The sequence below is a fragment of the Bradyrhizobium sp. Ash2021 genome, from assembly GCF_031202265.1.
Taxonomy (GTDB): domain Bacteria; phylum Pseudomonadota; class Alphaproteobacteria; order Rhizobiales; family Xanthobacteraceae; genus Bradyrhizobium.
The window spans coordinates 4,519,984-4,535,968 of sequence record NZ_CP100604.1 but is presented as its reverse complement, the minus strand read 5'-3'; the positions used below and the strand labels follow the sequence as shown (position 1 = coordinate 4,535,968).

The following is a 15,985-nucleotide window of genomic DNA, read 5'->3' as shown; positions in this document are numbered from 1 at the left end:
ACGGCGATGACCAAATCACGCAAGAAGTTTGATGCGACGTTCAAGGCCAAAATTGCCCTGGAGGCGCTGCGCGAGGAAGCGACGGTGCCGGAGCTGGCGAAGCGCCACGGCGTTCACCCGAACCAGATTTACGGCTGGAAGAAGCAGGTTCTCGACAACGTCGCGAGCCTTTTCGCGCGCGGCGCAAGCGCTTCGGGGAATGGCGAGGAGGAGCACGAGCGCGAGACGGCGAAGCTTTACACCAAGATTGGCCAGTTGACGGTTGAAAGGGATTTCTTAGCCAGGAGGCCCGGGCGATGAGCGTCCCCGAGCGTAGGGCCATGGTGGAGCGGCCTTCTGAGAATTTGTCGGTCCGCCGGCAATGTGTGCTGCTGAATCTGGCGCGTTCGGGCGTCTATCGCCCGGTGCCTGTCATCGGCGCTGATGATCTGGCCTTGATGCGGCGGCTCGACGAACTGCATCTCAAGCGGCCGTTCTACGGCTCGCGGCGGATGGTGTTCGAACTGAACCAGGCAGGCCACGGCATCAACCGCAAGCGTGTGCAAAGGCTGATGCGCGTGATGGGGATCGAGGCACTGGTTCCGCGCCCCGGCACCAGCAAAGCCGCGCCCAGCCACAAGATCTATCCCTATCTGCTGCGCGGCGTGGCAATCACCGAGTCCAACCATGTCTGGGCCAGCGACATTACCTATATTCCGATGGCGCATGGCTTTCTGTATCTGGTGGCGATCATCGACTGGGCCAGCCGAGCAGTTCTGGCATGGCGCCTGTCGAACACGATGGACACGGGCTTTTGCATTGCCGCGCTCGACGAGGCTCTGACGCGACACGGCACGCCGAAAATATTCAACACCGATCAGGGCGCGCAGTTCACCAGCGCCGCCTTCACCGGCAGGCTCGAGGCCGCAGGCATCGCGATTTCGATGGACGGACGCGGTCGTTTCATGGACAATATTTTCATCGAACGGCTGTGGCGCTCGATCAAATACGAGGAAGTGCATCTGAAAGCCTATGCTGACGGGCGCGAAGCGCGAGACGGCATCGGATCATGGATGAACTTTTATAATCATCGCCGCCCACATCAGGCGATGAACAACCAGTTTCCCATGGCGGCGTGGCGCGCCGGCACGGACAGAATCGAGGCGGCGAAGAAGACTGTGGATATGACGCTTCGCTTGGACAACGCAAAGGCGTTGCCCACATACCCACAGCAGACGCAAAAACAGCAGAAGGAAGCTGCTTGATCTTGAAGGACAAAGGCAGGCGAGATCACACCTTAACTCCGGCGATCCATGGTCCCACGTCTGGGGTCCACTTCATTTGGCCCGACCTGCTTCCCAGAATTCCGACGATGGGAAGCACATGGGAAGCAATGGCTGCAGCGGCGGCTTCCGGGAAAGGGCTAAGTGATGGCGACGATCAAATGGATGACTGTTGATCAGAAACCGCCCGCCAAGGAGCGTCTGCTGTTGATTGTTTCGGCAGCCGGCCAACCGCCAGACGTGAAGCTGATAGGGAAAAGCGAAGTCAAAATCGGGTTTTGGACGGGCGACGCGTTCCGGCTGATGGACAGCGGCGAGCAACCGATCGTTATTGGGTCGCCCTGGCCGCTCTGCTTCCTGCCGATGTCGACCTCGTTCATCAACGTAGATTTGGCGACGACGTCCGCGAGTGATGGGATAGTCGACGAAGCATGAACGTCAGGCCCCAAGCTTTGGAGAGCGATGCCAGTGAAAACTTACGCGTTAACGATACTCCGCGCGTTCGAGGACGCGCAGGCCGATCTCGTCGGAAAAGCCGTCGTACTCACCGACGGGAAAGCCGGGACGGTCGAGAAGATTTGGCTTGATGAAGCCCATGGCCTTCGGATCTCTATCAAGGGCCACAATGGAAAATGGCCTGTCTCAACAATCAAATTCGCGCAAAAGTCAGACGCCGTATAAGCCCGATCAAGTTGAAAAATCCGAGATTCGCGAGCAATAGGCCCGCCAAGCCCGTAGGAAGGCCCGTGGTGAGTCCGATTTCCGCAGGCTGTCGAGTGCCGGCCGATCGCGGCTAGCGCATAGGCGACTCGGCGCGGGCCGCGAGGATTAGGTGGCGCACTACTTGAACCCCGGGTTGAGCAATGAACCATTTCATTAGTGAAGACGATCTCAAGAGCTTCGAGGGCTGGCTTAGATATCAGGGCTACGATTCGGAAATGCTCGAGCCTGATGATCTAGCAAGGTGGCGCGAAGTTTTCGACGCCATCAGAAAAAAGCCCAACGCCAAGGTCGGGCTAATGAAGCTCGGGTCATCAGTTCCTGGCGACCACCTTTACGGCGTGGCCGTCCGTGACTCCGGGCTCTGGCTCACCCTATGGGTCCGGCGTTCGTGGAAAGATGAGTTTTTCGTCTTCATGCCCCGAACTGAAGGAAACAACCACGCGAGTTATCATCGCGACGGCACGTACCATCACAAGAGCGATGGCCGCACCTTTGCACGGAAGCAGCTTCAGCGACTTGATCAGCCGTTCAAGGGCACGGTGCACCTAGGGGGATTTGCCGGACACAGTCCCAAGGGCGTTGGCGCTGTGTGTGTTCCCGACGCCTTTACTGGCGTGGTCAAGTTGCCTCCAGGCGTGTTGGGGCCTCGCGACGGTGTTGTCCTCGTCGACCTCGTCGAGCCGGGTTGCGATCCCTTAACCTGGCCGGGCGAATTGGTTCGCCAGAAGATATTTAAAGATGCAGAGCCGTGGATTGTGATCAGAGTACTCAGAAACTCTTTGCCAGGTGGAGCGAAGTCCGTGAAGCGCTGTCGGCGATCTCATCGAAAGCGCAACCGTCAGCGGCTGGCGGCTCATGCTAGGAGGTTAAAGCGGTGATGGGAAAGGGCGCGAGGCCTCTCGACCCCGCGCCCCTCGCTAATTTTAGGACAGGCTGTCCCTATCCGGTAAATTTAACGGAAAGTCGGAAGTTTCCGACTGCAGCGCCTTCAGGGTTTTCATCGCCAGGACGAACCCGGCTCCCACCGTTTCCACCGCTTCAATCGCGCGGTCCAAGGTTTCCAGCCATTCATCCCGGACCTCGGGCTGGATCGCCGCAAGCGATTCGCCCTTCAATTCTGCGTTCCGCATTTTCCCGACGACTGTTGCGCCAAACGAGACTATCGCGATGTGATCACGCAGCGGACTTTCCCGCAGCTTCCTGCGATCTGGGGCCCGCAGAGGCAGGTGGACGATGTCGGCCGGCGGTGATTGCAGTGCCGCGGCTTTCGCTGCTCGCGCCCCCGGCGTGCCGTTCTTCGATCTCCGCGGCATCTTGGAATAGACACGGCGAGACGCCCTGTAGGGGAATTTGACGATGTTGCTATCCATCACGCCACCCCGTTCTTTTGCGAGGGCGCCAGCAAGCCTGCGGCCTTGATGAGCGTGCGGAGCAACGCGGCCTGATCACTTGACATACGTCTCGATATCGATCCAGCAATTGACCGTCACGAAGGGGTGCCATCCGGGCGGCGTGCTCGGCTCGCGCATGTCGAGCACCTGGATACTTCGCTCCCCTACTGCTTCGTCGGCAAGCTTCATCAGCCTGTGCGACTCGGCGGAGGCCGCTTTGGATGCACGAAGCGCTACCTTGTGCTGCTTGATGGCTGCGAAAACGGGATCCGCTTGCGCGGGGTCCGCGTTCATCGGAAGTGCGATTGCCGGGCTTGCCCCGGCTATAACCGCAGTAGCGCCGGCGGCAACGGATAGGAAGCGCCGCCGTGTCGGGTCGACAGATTCGGGCTGGTTGATTTTGGACGAGTTTGTGGGTGGCGTGCTAAGACGCGGGTCAGCTCGGGTCATGGGGATAAGTGCCTCTCTTGATCAGGGTTAGGCCCGGCGCGGGAGCTATCACCTTCCCGTCGGGCTGTTTTTATGGTACCCGGAATTATGGCGAAGTCAATTAAGGGTACCCCGAAAAAGAGACGTGGCCGGCCGCCGACTACCGGCCGGGGCAAGCAAATCGGGATGCGCTGGCAAGACGGAGAGCTATCTTCGATCGATCGATGGCGCGAACAACACGGCGTTGCCACCCGTCCCGAGGCCATCCGCCGGCTGGTCGAGCTCGGGCTGAAGGCGAAGAAATGAGGGGCTGCTCATAGGAGTGCTCCAAAATGGAATATCCGCATTGGCTAATGGTCGCGGGAGCCGTCTTGGTGGTGGTGGGATTTATCGGCCTTGCGTTTCGCACAAACTACGCTGAACCGGTTGAAAATAATCTGAAGCAAGCCGTGCCGACTGATGAGCCAAACCCTCCGCGGCTGGACCGGCGTCGATCCGCTGGAGGCGAAAGGGAAATGAGCGAACCGAATAAGCTCGATCCAACGCCATGGCCACCGGACGATACGCCGATCAGCGACGTCGAACTTCCGGCCCGGATTCGCAACGCGCTTGTGGCCGCGGGGATCGAGACGGTTGGCGAGGTCCGCGAGACGGCCGATGAAACGCTGCTGAGCTTTCAAGATCTTGGAAAGTCTTCTGTCGCCCATATTCGCGAGACCCTGGGCTTACTGTCGAACGATAGGGTCAGGCCGCCGGGCAAAAAGCCAGCCTGATTTGCTCAATTTTCAATTAAAATCCCCGCCCGGGGGGGGCATTTCCCTTTGGGCCTGTCGAAATTTAGACACACCCCGCCATGACTCAGGGAAGCCCGCTGGTGAGCCTTTGCCGTTTTGGGCTGGGTGGGTAGCGGCAGCGACGTTTCAGCGAATCCAGAGTCGTTGCTTCGAAGGTATGGCAGGACTATTTGCCTTGCGCGATCCTCGTCCTGCCGGCGTTCGTCAACCGAAGGCCACCCAACAATTCCTCGATGTACCCCAGTTCGATCAATCGTTTTTTGTGTTCGATCGGGATGCGGTGCATCAAGCCTTTGGCGCCGTCTCGCAACGAGACGAATTCCTCGTGCGTTAATGGGGGCACAGCCAAATCCGGGGCCATTTTCCGAATATGCTCCGACCGCATACGTTTTCAAGCCGGAATCGACCGTCACCATCCTGTCGCTATAATCGATTTGGCGAGCTGGTTGGGGTCCCTAGGGCGTTTGGGATGGCTCATAGTGCGGACACCTGACAGGTGGAACAGATCACGTCCTTACCCTTGATCTCAAACCCTTGGGTTACGGCATCCACCCTCGTATCGTCATCGCCAATCTTATATGATTTGGCGTCCGACATATCGGCAAGACCGATCCGGCCGCACATAGGGCATTTCAGCTGGGTTTCGTATTTCTCTCGTTCCATCCAGCCAACATGCGCCCGAAGTCGGCCGTTTTCCAGTTAACAACGCTGCCACAATCAAACTGACCCACCGCTCGCAAACGGCAGCGTTCGATCTCCTTCAGGCCCAACCCGTAGGCGGTTGCCTAGCCGGCCGGACCGCGCTTTGATGGCGGCATGCCCGCTCACCCGCCGCCGCTATCCCGAACGCCTCGAATGCTGGCTCGTCTACTACGGCGACTGTCCACGTCGGTACGATCGGCATCCGCGCCGGCGTGCCGGTCGACGCCGACCAGTGGGGCTCTATGGGTCTAGGCGGTCCAGGATGACACGATCGAACTGCCCGATGGCGGCACGCTGCGCACCTTGGGCGATGCCGGCACTACATCGCCGCCCTACCCAAGCCGATGCAGCGGCGGCCGGAATGGCAGACGGCAGCGGAAATGTTGATGCGCGCGGCCGAAGGTGGCGGGCTCCTGATGTTCGCCTATATCGGCATGCTGCGGGCGACGCGGTTCAAGGACTTCTGGCGGGATTAGCCGCCTCGAAGTCAATCGTTCGTGATTTTACAACCCGCTCTTGCCGATCCGCATGCGCGGGATTATCCCGATGGTGGGTTGATCGAACCGGCCTCTCGCACCACGACCTCCGTAGCGACCAGAGCCGATAGTGCCAGTGCCCGGCAGGGCCAGCGCCGACAGTGCCAGCGTCCCTGCGGCCAGAGAAAGCGAGCATCAGCCTCCGCGCCCCACGCCGGCAAGCGCTTGCGCGGCGCGTCGGGCGCGGTCAAAGGCGAGGTAACGCACCTCAGCATGGGGCGGCATGCCGCGTAGCAGGCGGGCAAAAGCATACAGGGTCGTCCGATGAAAGATGCTTCGATCGATGGCGGGCGTGGGCCGAAAAGCCGCTCGATAGCCCGCTGACAATCCCGGCCGATATCCACGACGCGGTGATGGCGCTTTCGCGCAACAGACCAACCTGTAGGGGGCGCATTGCCTCATCAATAATGTTACCGGAGAACTGACCGTCAGGATTAGGGCGGCGATACCGAATCGGATCGGTGTCGCCGATGGCAGGACGGATCAGCATGGGTGCGCGGCGCGAGATCACGGCGGCGGTGGTAGACCGCTATCGATCTGCGGGGCGGGCAGATAAGGGGCGCATTCTCGACGAGCTTTGCGCGGTGACGGGCTGGCATCGCAAGCACGCGGTTCGGGCGCTTGCCATCCATGTCGCAATTTCGCCGGAGGCCCGGCGGCAGCGAAGGCCGACCTATGGCGCCCCTATCAGGGATGCGCTGGTGGCGCTGTGGGAGGCCTCGGATCGGATCTGCGGCAAGCGGCTCAGGGTAATGATTCCGACGTTGCTGCCTTCGCTGGAGCGGCATGGCCGGCTCAAGCTCGACCATGCCGATCGAGCGCTGGTGCTCGGCGTCAGCGCAGCCACGATTGATCGCCTGCTGGTCGAGACCAAAATTGCCGCAGCCGGCGGTAAGCGCCGGCGGGTCGGCTTTTATTCGGCGGTACGGCGTGAAGTTCCGATCCGGACGTTCAACGACTGGCACGATCCGCCGCCGGGGTTCTGCGAGGTCGACATGGTGGCTCATGGCGGCACATCTGTAGCTGGCTCGTTCATTCAGACGTTGACGATGGTCGACGTCGCGACCGGTTGGACCGAATGCATGCCGTTGGTGACGCGCGAGAGCGGCCTCGTCGTGCGAGCCATGGAGTGCGCACAGAACCTGTTTCCCTGGCTCATTCGTGGCGCCGACTTCGACAACGACAGCGCGTTTATGAACGATGTCGTCGTGCCCTGGTGTCGCATGCAAAAGATCGAGGTGACACGCTCGCGCGCCTACAAGAAGAATGATCAGGCGTTCGTCGAGCAGAAGAATGGCGCGGTCGTCCGGCGACTGGTGGGATACGGTCGCTTCGATGGCGTCGAGACGACACGCGTGCTGGAACGCTTGTATGCCGCATCGCGGCTGCACACCAACTTCTTCCAGCCGTCCTTCAAACTGAAGGACAAGCGACGCGAGGGCGCGAAAGTGATCAAGCGCTATCATGTTCCGGCCACGCCCTATGCGCGCGCACTGGCGCATCCGAAGTTGAGCAAAGGCGTCAAACGGCGTCTTCGAGAGCTTTATCGCACGCTCGATCCCGTGGCCCTGCTGGCCGAGATGAGGGACGCCCAGACGGAGCTCGGCACGCGCGTCGGCGCCCGAGCGGGCAAGCTCGCGGCAGCAGCCAGCCCACCGGCTCCGGCAACGAACGCGGCAGCGTTCGCGAAGGGGCTCGGCAATGATGTGCATCTGGGGGAGCAGCGCATCATCCATCGGCGCATGCACAAGCCATACAAAAAGCGCATGAAAATGCCATCGATGCTCGATCCGCACCTCGCCGACATCGAGCGCTGGCTGGCGGCCGAACCTCGTCTGACCGCGCTGGCCATCCTCGGTCGTCTCGCCGAACACTCCCCCGAACAATTCGGGCCGCCGCAGCACACCATCGTGCAGCGCTTGTTGCGATCACTCAGACGCAACGCAGCCGAGGTGATCATCCCGCGCATGGCCGGGGGTACGGCACCGGCCACCATTGGTGATCCCGGGACTGGGGCCGGCGCTGCGTGTGATGGGCACTCCGCGACGTCCCCAGTCCCTCCGATCCTGCGAGCAACGACGCAACCTCGGCCCGGCCGACAGTCGGAGCTACATCCGTCAAGCGAAAGTAACATCCTCAGATGAGGCAATACGCGGGGTCAAATTTGCAAGCCGATTGACAAATTGACGAAGCGAAGCAGCGCGAGGTCTAGGCCCTCAATCGGGCTAAGCGAGTTACTGGTGAGGGTTTGGTTTTCCCGGTGGTCGATAGCGGGTCGAGATAAAAACGAATCCGGAGAGTCCGCCCGGGGCGGAAACATAGGTCTTTCGATGGTCATGGTGGTTTTGCTCGCGGTTTAACCGGCTTTCTGAGGGCCGGGTGCGCCAGCGGTTCGGCACTGGCACCGGGAGCTCAGAAACACGCCGCGAAGCGTGCGCCAGGGCCTTTCCCCGAAGGGTATTGCATAGCCGTGGCACTCCCGGCATAGTGAGCCGGTCGCGGCCCACGGTATGGGCGCGGCAGTTCTTTCGGCGGGTGATAGGGCCGGCAAGCCCGACGGCCCGCCTATCGCGGATGCAGCGCTATCCCCGGCAAGGGACCGCTGCGAGAGTTTCTGAGGCTCCGCGGATATCCCATCACTGATTTGGTTAAAAAACAATTCCCCACCCGGGGAAATCGTGGTCGCATGTGGGTGGGGGATTCGATACGAGCTCCAAATCGGCACCTTATGGACGGGAAACTTTTGAACAGCGAGGGGCGTCACGTCGCGAACGTGGTAGGTACCGACGTCTTCGACCTATCTGGCAAGAAGCTGTATGATCTGAGAGGTGCAAACATCTATAAAACTACGGGCGAACTCGTAGGGCACCTAAGCTCACTGGCATCGCGACGGCTCGACAAATCGACCGACAGATTGTTTCCCAAAAAATAGGTTTGCCGCATGGTCGAGTTCGGGCTGAAGGCGAAGAAGTAGTGGCTGAGCCCGATGATTTGAAACTGATCCGCAAAATCGTGGACCAAGGTGGCAGCAAATACACAGGCGGCAATATCGATCGCCGGAAGTATCAGCGTCTCGTCGACCTGGGCTGGCTTAAGGCCGCGACCACTAATGTCAGCGATGTTCTATATGAGGTGACGGAAAGCGGAAAAGCTGCCGCCTCTCGCTCCTGATTTTCTTCAAGCGATCGCGGGCGGCTTCCCTCTTGCCCTCGCGCTGCGGTTGCGCTTGGATGCCGCCGGGTCTGGGGGATTCTGAGTGGATTACGCAACGAGGCAAAAGCTCTACGCAAAGATCGAGAGGGAACGGAAGACCAAGGTTCTGACCTTCGTGACTTCTGACCGTCAGGGGCTGGAAACAGCTATTGCACAGGACTGCATGAGCTATGGCCCAAAGTTGGTGACGGCGTGAATCGGGAAGGCGGCATATCGTGGGGGTGTTCAACGCCTCCACTTCTCCACCAAAGGAGCGATATGCCGTGTCTAAGGATACCGTCGTAAAACTGATTCAGCCAGGAACTTTCAGCGACCAACTCACCGACATTTTGCGCGATGGGGCGCGTGCCCTTCTCGCCCAGGCGGTGGAGGCCGAGGTCGCCGGGTTTCTTTCCAAGCATGCCGATTTGAAGACCGAGGATGGCCACCAACGCGTGGTGCGCCACGGTCATCTGCCCGAGCGCGAGGTGATGACGGGCATCGGCGCGGTCCCGGTGCGCCAGCCCCGCGTGCGCGATCGCGAGGCCGCAGCCGGCGATCCCCGCCGCATCCGCTTCTCGCCATCGATCTTGCCGCCCTATATGCGCCGCTCGAAGTCGATCGAGACGCTGCTACCGATCCTCTACCTGAAGGGCATCTCGACCGGCGATTTCTCGGACGCTCTGGCGGCCTTGCTCGGCAAGGATGCGCCCGGCCTCTCGGCCAGCGCCATCGGCCGCCTGAAGGACGGCTGGCAGGATGATCATGCCCAGTGGCGCAAGCGTGATTTGTCGGGCAAGCGCTACGTGTACGTCTGGGCGGACGGCATCCACCTCGAGGCGCGGCTGGAAGATGAAAAGCAGTGCATCCTGGTGCTGATCGGCGCGACGCCCGAGGGCAAGAAAGAGCTCGTCGGGTTCACCGATGGCGCTCGGGAAAGTGCGCAGGATTGGCGCGATCTGCTGCTGGATCTGAAGCGATGCGGGCTCGATGCCCGGCCCGAGCTGATGATCGCCGACGGCGCGCTCGGCTTCTGGAAAGCGGCCGGCGAGGTCTGGCCGAAAGCACGCGAGCAGCGCTGTTGGGTGCACAAGACGGCGAACGTGCTGGGCAAATTACCCAAGAGTGTGCAACCAAAGGCCAAGCGGGCGCTGCAGGAAATCTGGATGGCCGAGACCAAGGCCAATGCCGAAGTCGCCTTCGACGCCTTCATCGAAAGCTACACGCCGAAATACCAGAAGGCCGTCGATTGTCTGACGAAGGATCGCGACCTGCTGCTCGCCTTCTACGACTTCCCGGCCGAGCATTGGAAGCACCTGCGCACCACCAACCCGATTGAAAGCACTTTCGCGACCGTCCGCCACCGCACGATCCGATCGAAAGGCTGCCTCTCAAACAAGACCGCTCTCGCCATGGTATTCAAGCTGGTCGAAGGGGCGCAACGATCCTGGCGACGGCTCGACGGACATGCACACTTGCCAAAGATCATTCTCGGTGTGAAATTCACCGACGGGATCGAGGTCACCGCCAAGCTGGCCGCCCCTCAGCCCGCAACCGCCGCCGCCTGACTGATCAGGCCGTCACCAAAAATTGGCGATAGCTCGGACTGCATCGATCTCTTTGTTGATCTTCTCGACAAGCTCGGCCCTGTGCCAAAAATTTCGCTTGTCCTTCATACCAACGGCGGAAGCACTTTAGCGGCCTGGCGACTGGTCAATTTAATTCGGACCTTTTGTGATGAACTTGAGGTCTTGATCCCGCTCAAAGCTCTTAGCGCCGGCACACTCATATCCATAGGTGCAGATGTAGTTGTGATGACAAAGCAGGCCGCGCTCGGGCCTATCGATCCGAGCGTGAACAATCCGTTGAATCCTCAGGTCAACATCGGCAACCAGATGATACGGGTGCCGGTGAGCGTTGAGAGCGTTCGTGGCTACTTGGATGCGGCCCGCTCGGACTTCGGAATTCGTGGCCCTGCTGCGATGACTACCATCCTCACGCATTTGTCACAGCAAATACATCCGCTGGTGCTGGGAGAAATATTCAGATCGAGGGCGCAAATCCGCTTTTTAGCAGGAAAATTGATTAAGCAGCAGGTGAAAGATGCCAAGAAAATCAAGGCCTTGATTGATTTTCTTTGCGCCGATTCTGGAAGCCATGATTATACGATCAACAGGCGTGAGGCTACGGAACACGGCTTAAACATCGAGAAGCCTTCCGAGACGTTTTACCGAATCTTAAGGGACATCCATTTGAGCTATGCTGACGAGCTGAAGCTCCTGCAGCCCTACTCTCAGCAGGTGGTTATTGGAACGAACGCCTCGGTGACGTATTCGGAGGTCCGGGGACTAATTGAAAGTGGAGCTGGAGGCTGCTACGGTTTCGTGTCGGAGGGAACTATGGCAAAAACCCAGATCCCGACGCCGATGGGCCCCCAGGACGCAATTACTGATCAAAGAACATTCGAGGGCTGGAGAAAGTTGGCATGACGGTATTTCGGCAGACGGCAGATGCGAGCGGCCTCTATCGAGAGGCCACTGGGGACCAGTACGCCCGGATTGTGTCGTCAACGGAATCGGGAAACTTTGTCGACGAAAAAAATGGCGTCACGCTTTCCGCGGCTGTGGTGGTCAACCCGATGACAATGTTGCGCTCGATCGTCGTCCTCACGAACAAAATCGGCTGAATTAGCTTACGCGAAACTTCACGACGTCCGCGCAGTGCCTCGGACCGCCTCGTCGTGAACGCGGCCTACCATTAACGATCCTCGTCCCACATGCCCCGCCCTGACTCAGCGGGGTCCGCTGATGCGCCTTTGCTGTTTTCGGCTGCGTGGTAGCGGCCGGGACGGTTTGACGAGTCTGCGGTCATTGCTCACGCGTAAGGAAGTGGGTCAGCCCGAAATCAAGCGACTACAGACATCGAGGAAGGCGACTGTCCAACCGGCCAGAAGCCCCAGAAGCATCAGCCAGACCAGCAGCAGGAAGTGCCAGTACGTGGCGCACAATTCCACGCTCAGGCGCAATGTCGGCAAGTCGGCGCCGCGCCACAGTTTGGCGATGGTCCGGCCGAGCGCCACGAGGCCGCCGAGCAAATGCAACCCATGAATCGCCGTCACCAAGTAGAAGAATGAGCTGGCCGGATTGCCGGCCACCACATAACCGGCCGCTATCAATTGCCACCACGCCAGCAATTGCCCGATCAGGAAAACGACTGCGGAAACGCCGGCGCAGAGCACTCCTGTGACCATGCCGTCGTGGTCGCCGCGACGTGCCGCGGCAAGCGCCCATTGCAGGGTGACGCTGCTCAAGACCAACACGCCGGTATTAAACCAGAGCAGCGGGGGGACCGGCAGCGGCCGCCAGTCCAGCATACCCATGCGCACCACGTAAGCGCTGATGAGGAGCGCGAACAGTGAGCCGGCAACCGCGAGAAAGACGCCGAGGCCGATCTTCGCCGGCGACGCCGATAATCCGCCGCCGCCCGGGAACTCGCCGATCACGCCCTCCTCGAGCCAGGGTTTTGCCATCAGCCGCTGGTGTGACAGCCACCATCCGGCATATAGCGCAAGTCCGGCCAGGAATAGGAGGATCACACCCACGGCTTGGCTCCTTGCCCGCCCCCTGAGCGGCAGCCGATCACAAGCTCAGCGCTTGGACAAGGAAAAGACGTTCCGCAGCGCAGCGCGAAGTTTCTATGGCTCCTTATTTTTGGCATCACCCGGCGCTGCCGCATATCCCTCTCTGACTCAGGGAAGCCCGCCGATGAGGGTTTGCCGTTTTGGGCTGGGTGGGGTAGCGGCCGGGGCGGTTTGACGAATCCAGGGCGGGCGGCCGGGCTCCAGACGGGTCCGGAGTTTCGATTTCTCTCGCTATTGCCGGCCAATGAGCGCAGCGTTCACGGCGGGGTCCCTCGGACAAGGAGGCCGGCCATGAACGGCAAGGTATTCAACAGTAAGGGCATCTATGTCGGCGTGGTGATCGGCCCGGGAATTTTCGATCTTAGCGGTAAGAAGCTTTACGACCTCAGAGGGGTCAACATCTACCGCCAGTCCGGTGAATTGGTCGGTCATCTCAATGACGAGAAAGGTTCGGAGAAGCGGCTAGATCGTTTCACCGATCGACTGTTTCCGCATCGAATACCTGACACCAGATGCCCGCCCTCACCCGCCGACTTTCCAAGGACCGCGCCGACTGCTGGCACGTCTATTTCGGTGACGTCCGTGTCGGCACGATCGCGATGCGCAGCGGCGTGCCGGTCGACGTCGAGCAATGGGGCTGGCAATGCGGCTTCTACCCCGGATCTGAGCCGGGCGAATATCTCGACGGCACGGTCGCGACATTCGACCAGACGCGCGCCGAGTTCGAGGATGCGTGGCGGGTGTTTTCAGCTAAGCGCACCGAGGCCGATTACCAGGCTTGGCGCGATCAGCGCGACTGGACGGCGCGGAAATACGCCATGTGGGAGCGCGGTGAGCGGTTCCCGTCGCAGATAAAGGTGCAGACCCGCAGCCGTTGGTAATTGATGGCTACGACCCATCAAATTACCGCCTGAAGAAAGCGGCATAACACCTGCAAAACCCGCCCCAACCGGCGGGTTTTTCTTTTGCCCAAAAGAACGGTCCCAGCTCGGGGGTGGGCTGGGGCCGGGGAAGTTTGTCATGCCCTAATAGGCACGGCTGCGTAATTCTCCCCAGCCGGGATAGTTCCTAAACAGTGGCCTATTTTGAATCTGCGAGTGGCCTAGTTTGAATTGTCGTGCGCCCGTTCCAGATTGGGAGTAGGCTGGGGCTATCACCGTCCCGCCCTCGGCTTTCATCGGTGACTGAGAGTGTTGCGCTCCCGCCTGAATCCAGGGGTGAGCGTCATGCCCAAAAACTCTCCACCTCCCGCCTGTCCGAAGTGCCGCAAGCCTATGCACTTCTTGATCGTCAGAACCGGCGGCCGTAAATTTCAATGTGTCAAATGCAACGACGTTGATCTAATGCAATTGTCATATATTCAGAATTTGATCGCGAGCGAACTGCAACCGCCCAAACCACAATAAGGCCGCCTCAGTTGGCGGCCCCTTTCAATCGCCACCGCTGCGGTGCGCCGTCACCGGTCACCGTATCACCGCTACGCTTCCGTAGCGCAGCTAGGATGGCCGCTTGCAGGCGGTTAATTGCCGTCTACTGCGCTTCGTAAAAACCACCCGCCTGCGTTGTATCGGTCGTCGCCGATGCCGCAAATGCTACGCCGTTGGTCTTGGTGCAGGTCGAGACAATCGACATCGCGCCGGATCCAGCGCAGTCGCCGGACAGCGTGATGGTCTGATTGCCGGTCAGGTAGCTTTGCAGCTTGACCCATGCCGTGGTGGCGATCTGATTATTGTTGGCGGCGGCCGGCGCAGTCGGTGCGATCAGCGCGAGGTTCGATTGGCCGGACGGTCCCTGGGAGGGCTCATAAATCTGACCGAACGCAGGCGCGGTACTGGCGAACAGCAGGAAGGCGAGAGCAGCTGCGAGGCGACGCCTGGCGGTCGTGACTACGCCGGCCGCCGAGGTCGCCGAAATCAGGACGCCGCGTGACATGCTTTGGATCCTTTCCGCCGGGGTTGAATGACGCGGAGGTGGCTGCGCGATGGCGGCTCCGTTGAGACCAGCCGAAGTGCCGGCTTTTCCTTGGTCGGAGCCTCGGGCGGCGGGAGTTGCTTTTTCGAATTGCAGGTGTTGCCGTTTCGAACGTTGGGGGCATAGACCGGCGTGCGACGTGCCAGCGTTTTGTCGCGCGCCGCTGGATCCTCCACCACCATGATGATCAGCCCTAAGGTCTGCAGAATGGGGCCCAGGCTTTGCATCCCCATGCGTTTGACGGGGCTGCGCGAAAGAAGCTTTCCGGCATGGCCGGTCGCAAGCCCCGCGATGCGATCGAGCTCGAGCCGCGCGATCTCCATCAACTCGCACCTCTCCCTCACCACCGCAACAAACTCGGCATAATCGAATACGACACGAGCAAATGGTGCCGCGGTGCTCATGCTTCACCGGCAAGGCTGCCGGGCTCAGGCGGACGCAACCGCTGCCGGGCAGACGCGAAGTCGATGACCTTTCGCTGATCCGACAGCGGCGAATTCGTCGCGCCGGCAAGGGCAAGCCGCGCGGCGTACAGGGCGAGTTGCTCGGGGCCGATCACAAACATGGCGTGCGCTCCCCGCTCCGTTCATCGCCGCTGCGCGAGTTGATCCTGAGCGTGACGACGCTGCTCGAAACTCATCTTCTCGTAGCCGGGAATTACCGACTGATCCGGCGCAACGCGATGGCTCTGCGAGAACGAGGACGCGCCCTGCGACGAGATTTTACCCATGATGCGCTCGAACATGCGGACGTGTGCGGACGTGACCAGCGTCGCCAATATAGGCTTCGCATCGACATCTCCGATTTCGGCCCGCAACCACCGGGTAATCGAGTCAATGCGGACCGGACCCGAGGCACCAAGCTTGGCGATCTCCGCATTGCGGGCGGCGGTTAGCGCCGCTTCCTGTTGCACAGTGTGGGCGGCGTAGATCGACAACACGTCACTCAAGTCAGCCTGCGACCAACCCTTGGCGTGTGCCAAATTCCGGACCGCGGCGAGGCCGGCGTTGCTGGCATCGAATTTGAACTCAACGCCATCACCGCCCGGCGGCTTGAAATCGGCCGGCAGCTCGAGCTTGTAGGCATCGGCCGACGGCGGCAGCGTGGCCTTCAGCAGGTCGCGTTGCGCCTTGTCCGCCCACATGCCCCTGCCCGCGTGCTCAGCGTCGCGTTGCGCAGCGGCGTATTTACCCTTCGAATACGCGTCCGTCGAGCAGCGCGGCAAGCCGATCGCCGTCGGCGGGTCCCGCGAGCGGTGCGTTGTGGTCGGAGCAAGCTGGGGCGGCGTGAGGGACTACATCGATTCGCTCGAGGGCGACCAAAGACCCTCGCATCCGTTCCGTGG

At 60.6% G+C, this 15,985-nt stretch carries 18 protein-coding genes and 2 pseudogenes; 11 read left to right on the top strand and 9 right to left on the bottom strand.

The window, feature by feature from the left end:
* Positions 1-6: 6 nt before the first annotated feature.
* The 4 genes and pseudogenes from NL528_RS21580 to NL528_RS21565 all read left to right on the top strand — a co-directional run.
* Positions 7-1,118 (top strand): annotated as a pseudogene (locus tag NL528_RS21580) (IS3 family transposase); the annotation flags it as partial.
* 291 nt (positions 1,119-1,409) lie between these two features.
* Positions 1,410-1,697, top strand: coding sequence for a hypothetical protein (locus tag NL528_RS21575; protein ID WP_309184666.1), 288 nt, complete (start codon positions 1,410-1,412; stop codon positions 1,695-1,697).
* Between the two features lie 27 nt (positions 1,698-1,724).
* Positions 1,725-1,943, top strand: coding sequence for a PRC-barrel domain containing protein (locus NL528_RS21570; protein ID WP_309184665.1), 219 nt, complete (start codon positions 1,725-1,727; stop codon positions 1,941-1,943).
* Between the two features lie 182 nt (positions 1,944-2,125).
* The gene (locus NL528_RS21565; protein ID WP_309184664.1) at positions 2,126-2,863 is read left to right on the top strand and encodes a hypothetical protein; all 738 of its coding nucleotides are present in this window, start codon (positions 2,126-2,128) and stop codon (positions 2,861-2,863) included.
* 45 nt (positions 2,864-2,908) lie between these two features.
* Here the strand turns inward: NL528_RS21565 and NL528_RS21560 are convergent, their stop codons facing one another.
* The 3 genes and pseudogenes from NL528_RS21560 to NL528_RS47145 form a co-directional block, all read right to left on the bottom strand.
* Positions 2,909-3,355: a hypothetical protein gene (locus NL528_RS21560; protein ID WP_309184663.1), complete on the bottom strand. Its 447-nt coding sequence runs from the start codon at positions 3,353-3,355 to the stop codon at positions 2,909-2,911.
* Between the two features lie 75 nt (positions 3,356-3,430).
* Positions 3,431-3,670: a hypothetical protein gene (locus tag NL528_RS21555; RefSeq protein ID WP_309184662.1), complete on the bottom strand. Its 240-nt coding sequence runs from the start codon at positions 3,668-3,670 to the stop codon at positions 3,431-3,433.
* Between the two features lie 54 nt (positions 3,671-3,724).
* Positions 3,725-3,826: pseudogene (locus NL528_RS47145) on the bottom strand (hypothetical protein); the annotation flags it as partial.
* 311 nt (positions 3,827-4,137) lie between these two features.
* On the opposite strand from NL528_RS47145, the gene NL528_RS21550 reads away from it, so the two are divergent.
* Positions 4,138-4,578 (top strand): DNA-directed RNA polymerase subunit alpha C-terminal domain-containing protein, encoded by a 441-nt coding sequence (locus NL528_RS21550; protein ID WP_309184661.1) that lies wholly within the window; start codon positions 4,138-4,140, stop codon positions 4,576-4,578.
* 187 nt (positions 4,579-4,765) lie between these two features.
* On the opposite strand, the gene NL528_RS21545 is transcribed toward NL528_RS21550, so the two are convergent.
* Complete coding sequence (locus NL528_RS21545; protein WP_309184660.1) at positions 4,766-4,960, bottom strand: hypothetical protein; 195 nt, start codon at positions 4,958-4,960, stop codon at positions 4,766-4,768.
* Between the two features lie 1,347 nt (positions 4,961-6,307).
* On the opposite strand from NL528_RS21545, the gene NL528_RS21540 reads away from it, so the two are divergent.
* From NL528_RS21540 to NL528_RS21520, 5 genes are all read left to right on the top strand, one after another.
* Positions 6,308-7,981 carry a transposase family protein gene (locus NL528_RS21540; RefSeq protein ID WP_309179520.1) on the top strand — a complete coding sequence of 558 codons (1,674 nt, stop codon included), beginning with the start codon at positions 6,308-6,310 and terminating at the stop codon, positions 7,979-7,981.
* Positions 7,982-8,810: 829 nt separating this feature from the next.
* Positions 8,811-9,008: a TenA/THI-4 family protein gene (locus NL528_RS21535; protein WP_309184659.1), complete on the top strand. Its 198-nt coding sequence runs from the start codon at positions 8,811-8,813 to the stop codon at positions 9,006-9,008.
* 305 nt (positions 9,009-9,313) lie between these two features.
* Positions 9,314-10,597: an IS256 family transposase gene (locus NL528_RS21530; protein WP_309176722.1), complete on the top strand. Its 1,284-nt coding sequence runs from the start codon at positions 9,314-9,316 to the stop codon at positions 10,595-10,597.
* 81 nt (positions 10,598-10,678) lie between these two features.
* Positions 10,679-11,518 (top strand): hypothetical protein, encoded by an 840-nt coding sequence (locus tag NL528_RS21525; RefSeq protein WP_309184658.1) that lies wholly within the window; start codon positions 10,679-10,681, stop codon positions 11,516-11,518.
* Positions 11,515-11,715, top strand: coding sequence for a hypothetical protein (locus NL528_RS21520; protein ID WP_309184657.1), 201 nt, complete (start codon positions 11,515-11,517; stop codon positions 11,713-11,715). The genes NL528_RS21525 and NL528_RS21520 overlap by 4 nt, the downstream gene beginning before the upstream one ends.
* Positions 11,716-11,922: 207 nt before the next feature.
* Here NL528_RS21520 and NL528_RS21515 read toward each other — a convergent pair whose 3' ends face one another.
* Positions 11,923-12,630, bottom strand: coding sequence for a cytochrome c oxidase subunit 3 (locus NL528_RS21515; protein WP_309184656.1), 708 nt, complete (start codon positions 12,628-12,630; stop codon positions 11,923-11,925).
* A gap of 551 nt (positions 12,631-13,181) precedes the next feature.
* On the opposite strand from NL528_RS21515, the gene NL528_RS21510 reads away from it, so the two are divergent.
* On the top strand, positions 13,182-13,550 hold the full coding sequence (locus NL528_RS21510; protein ID WP_309184655.1) for a hypothetical protein: 369 nt from the start codon (positions 13,182-13,184) through the stop codon (positions 13,548-13,550).
* A 649-nt stretch (positions 13,551-14,199) separates the two neighbouring features.
* Here NL528_RS21510 and NL528_RS21505 read toward each other — a convergent pair.
* The 4 genes from NL528_RS21505 to NL528_RS21490 all read right to left on the bottom strand — a co-directional run bounded on the left by NL528_RS21505 (position 14,200) and on the right by NL528_RS21490 (position 15,784).
* Positions 14,200-14,601 carry a hypothetical protein gene (locus NL528_RS21505; RefSeq protein WP_309184654.1) on the bottom strand — a complete coding sequence of 134 codons (402 nt, stop codon included), beginning with the start codon at positions 14,599-14,601 and terminating at the stop codon, positions 14,200-14,202.
* Positions 14,583-14,963: a hypothetical protein gene (locus tag NL528_RS21500; RefSeq protein WP_309184653.1), complete on the bottom strand. Its 381-nt coding sequence runs from the start codon at positions 14,961-14,963 to the stop codon at positions 14,583-14,585. Before NL528_RS21500 ends, NL528_RS21505 begins: the two co-directional genes overlap by 19 nt.
* A 77-nt stretch (positions 14,964-15,040) precedes the next feature.
* Entirely contained in the window at positions 15,041-15,205 is a 165-nt protein-coding gene (locus NL528_RS21495; protein ID WP_309184652.1) for a hypothetical protein, read from the bottom strand.
* 21 nt (positions 15,206-15,226) lie between these two features.
* The gene (locus tag NL528_RS21490) at positions 15,227-15,784 is read right to left on the bottom strand and encodes a hypothetical protein (protein WP_309184651.1); all 558 of its coding nucleotides are present in this window, start codon (positions 15,782-15,784) and stop codon (positions 15,227-15,229) included.
* Positions 15,785-15,985 lie beyond the last annotated feature (201 nt).

What these genes read in the sequence shown, in the direction of transcription:
- NL528_RS21495 (WP_309184652.1), bottom strand. Translation starts at nt 15,205, where the DNA reads ATGTTTGTGATCGGCCCCGAGCAACTCGCCCTGTACGCCGCGCGGCTT.
- NL528_RS21550 (WP_309184661.1), top strand. Translation starts at nt 4,138, where the DNA reads ATGGAATATCCGCATTGGCTAATGGTCGCGGGAGCCGTCTTGGTGGTG.
- NL528_RS21560 (WP_309184663.1), bottom strand. Translation starts at nt 3,355, where the DNA reads ATGGATAGCAACATCGTCAAATTCCCCTACAGGGCGTCTCGCCGTGTC.
- NL528_RS21505 (WP_309184654.1), bottom strand. Translation starts at nt 14,601, where the DNA reads ATGTCACGCGGCGTCCTGATTTCGGCGACCTCGGCGGCCGGCGTAGTC.
- NL528_RS21565 (WP_309184664.1), top strand. Translation starts at nt 2,126, where the DNA reads ATGAACCATTTCATTAGTGAAGACGATCTCAAGAGCTTCGAGGGCTGG.
- NL528_RS21545 (WP_309184660.1), bottom strand. Translation starts at nt 4,960, where the DNA reads ATGGCCCCGGATTTGGCTGTGCCCCCATTAACGCACGAGGAATTCGTC.
- NL528_RS21510 (WP_309184655.1), top strand. Translation starts at nt 13,182, where the DNA reads ATGCCCGCCCTCACCCGCCGACTTTCCAAGGACCGCGCCGACTGCTGG.
- NL528_RS21490 (WP_309184651.1), bottom strand. Translation starts at nt 15,784, where the DNA reads ATGTGGGCGGACAAGGCGCAACGCGACCTGCTGAAGGCCACGCTGCCG.
- NL528_RS21555 (WP_309184662.1), bottom strand. Translation starts at nt 3,670, where the DNA reads ATGAACGCGGACCCCGCGCAAGCGGATCCCGTTTTCGCAGCCATCAAG.
- NL528_RS21570 (WP_309184665.1), top strand. Translation starts at nt 1,725, where the DNA reads ATGCCAGTGAAAACTTACGCGTTAACGATACTCCGCGCGTTCGAGGAC.
- NL528_RS21575 (WP_309184666.1), top strand. Translation starts at nt 1,410, where the DNA reads ATGGCGACGATCAAATGGATGACTGTTGATCAGAAACCGCCCGCCAAG.
- NL528_RS21540 (WP_309179520.1), top strand. Translation starts at nt 6,308, where the DNA reads ATGGCAGGACGGATCAGCATGGGTGCGCGGCGCGAGATCACGGCGGCG.
- NL528_RS21500 (WP_309184653.1), bottom strand. Translation starts at nt 14,963, where the DNA reads ATGGAGATCGCGCGGCTCGAGCTCGATCGCATCGCGGGGCTTGCGACC.
- NL528_RS21520 (WP_309184657.1), top strand. Translation starts at nt 11,515, where the DNA reads ATGACGGTATTTCGGCAGACGGCAGATGCGAGCGGCCTCTATCGAGAG.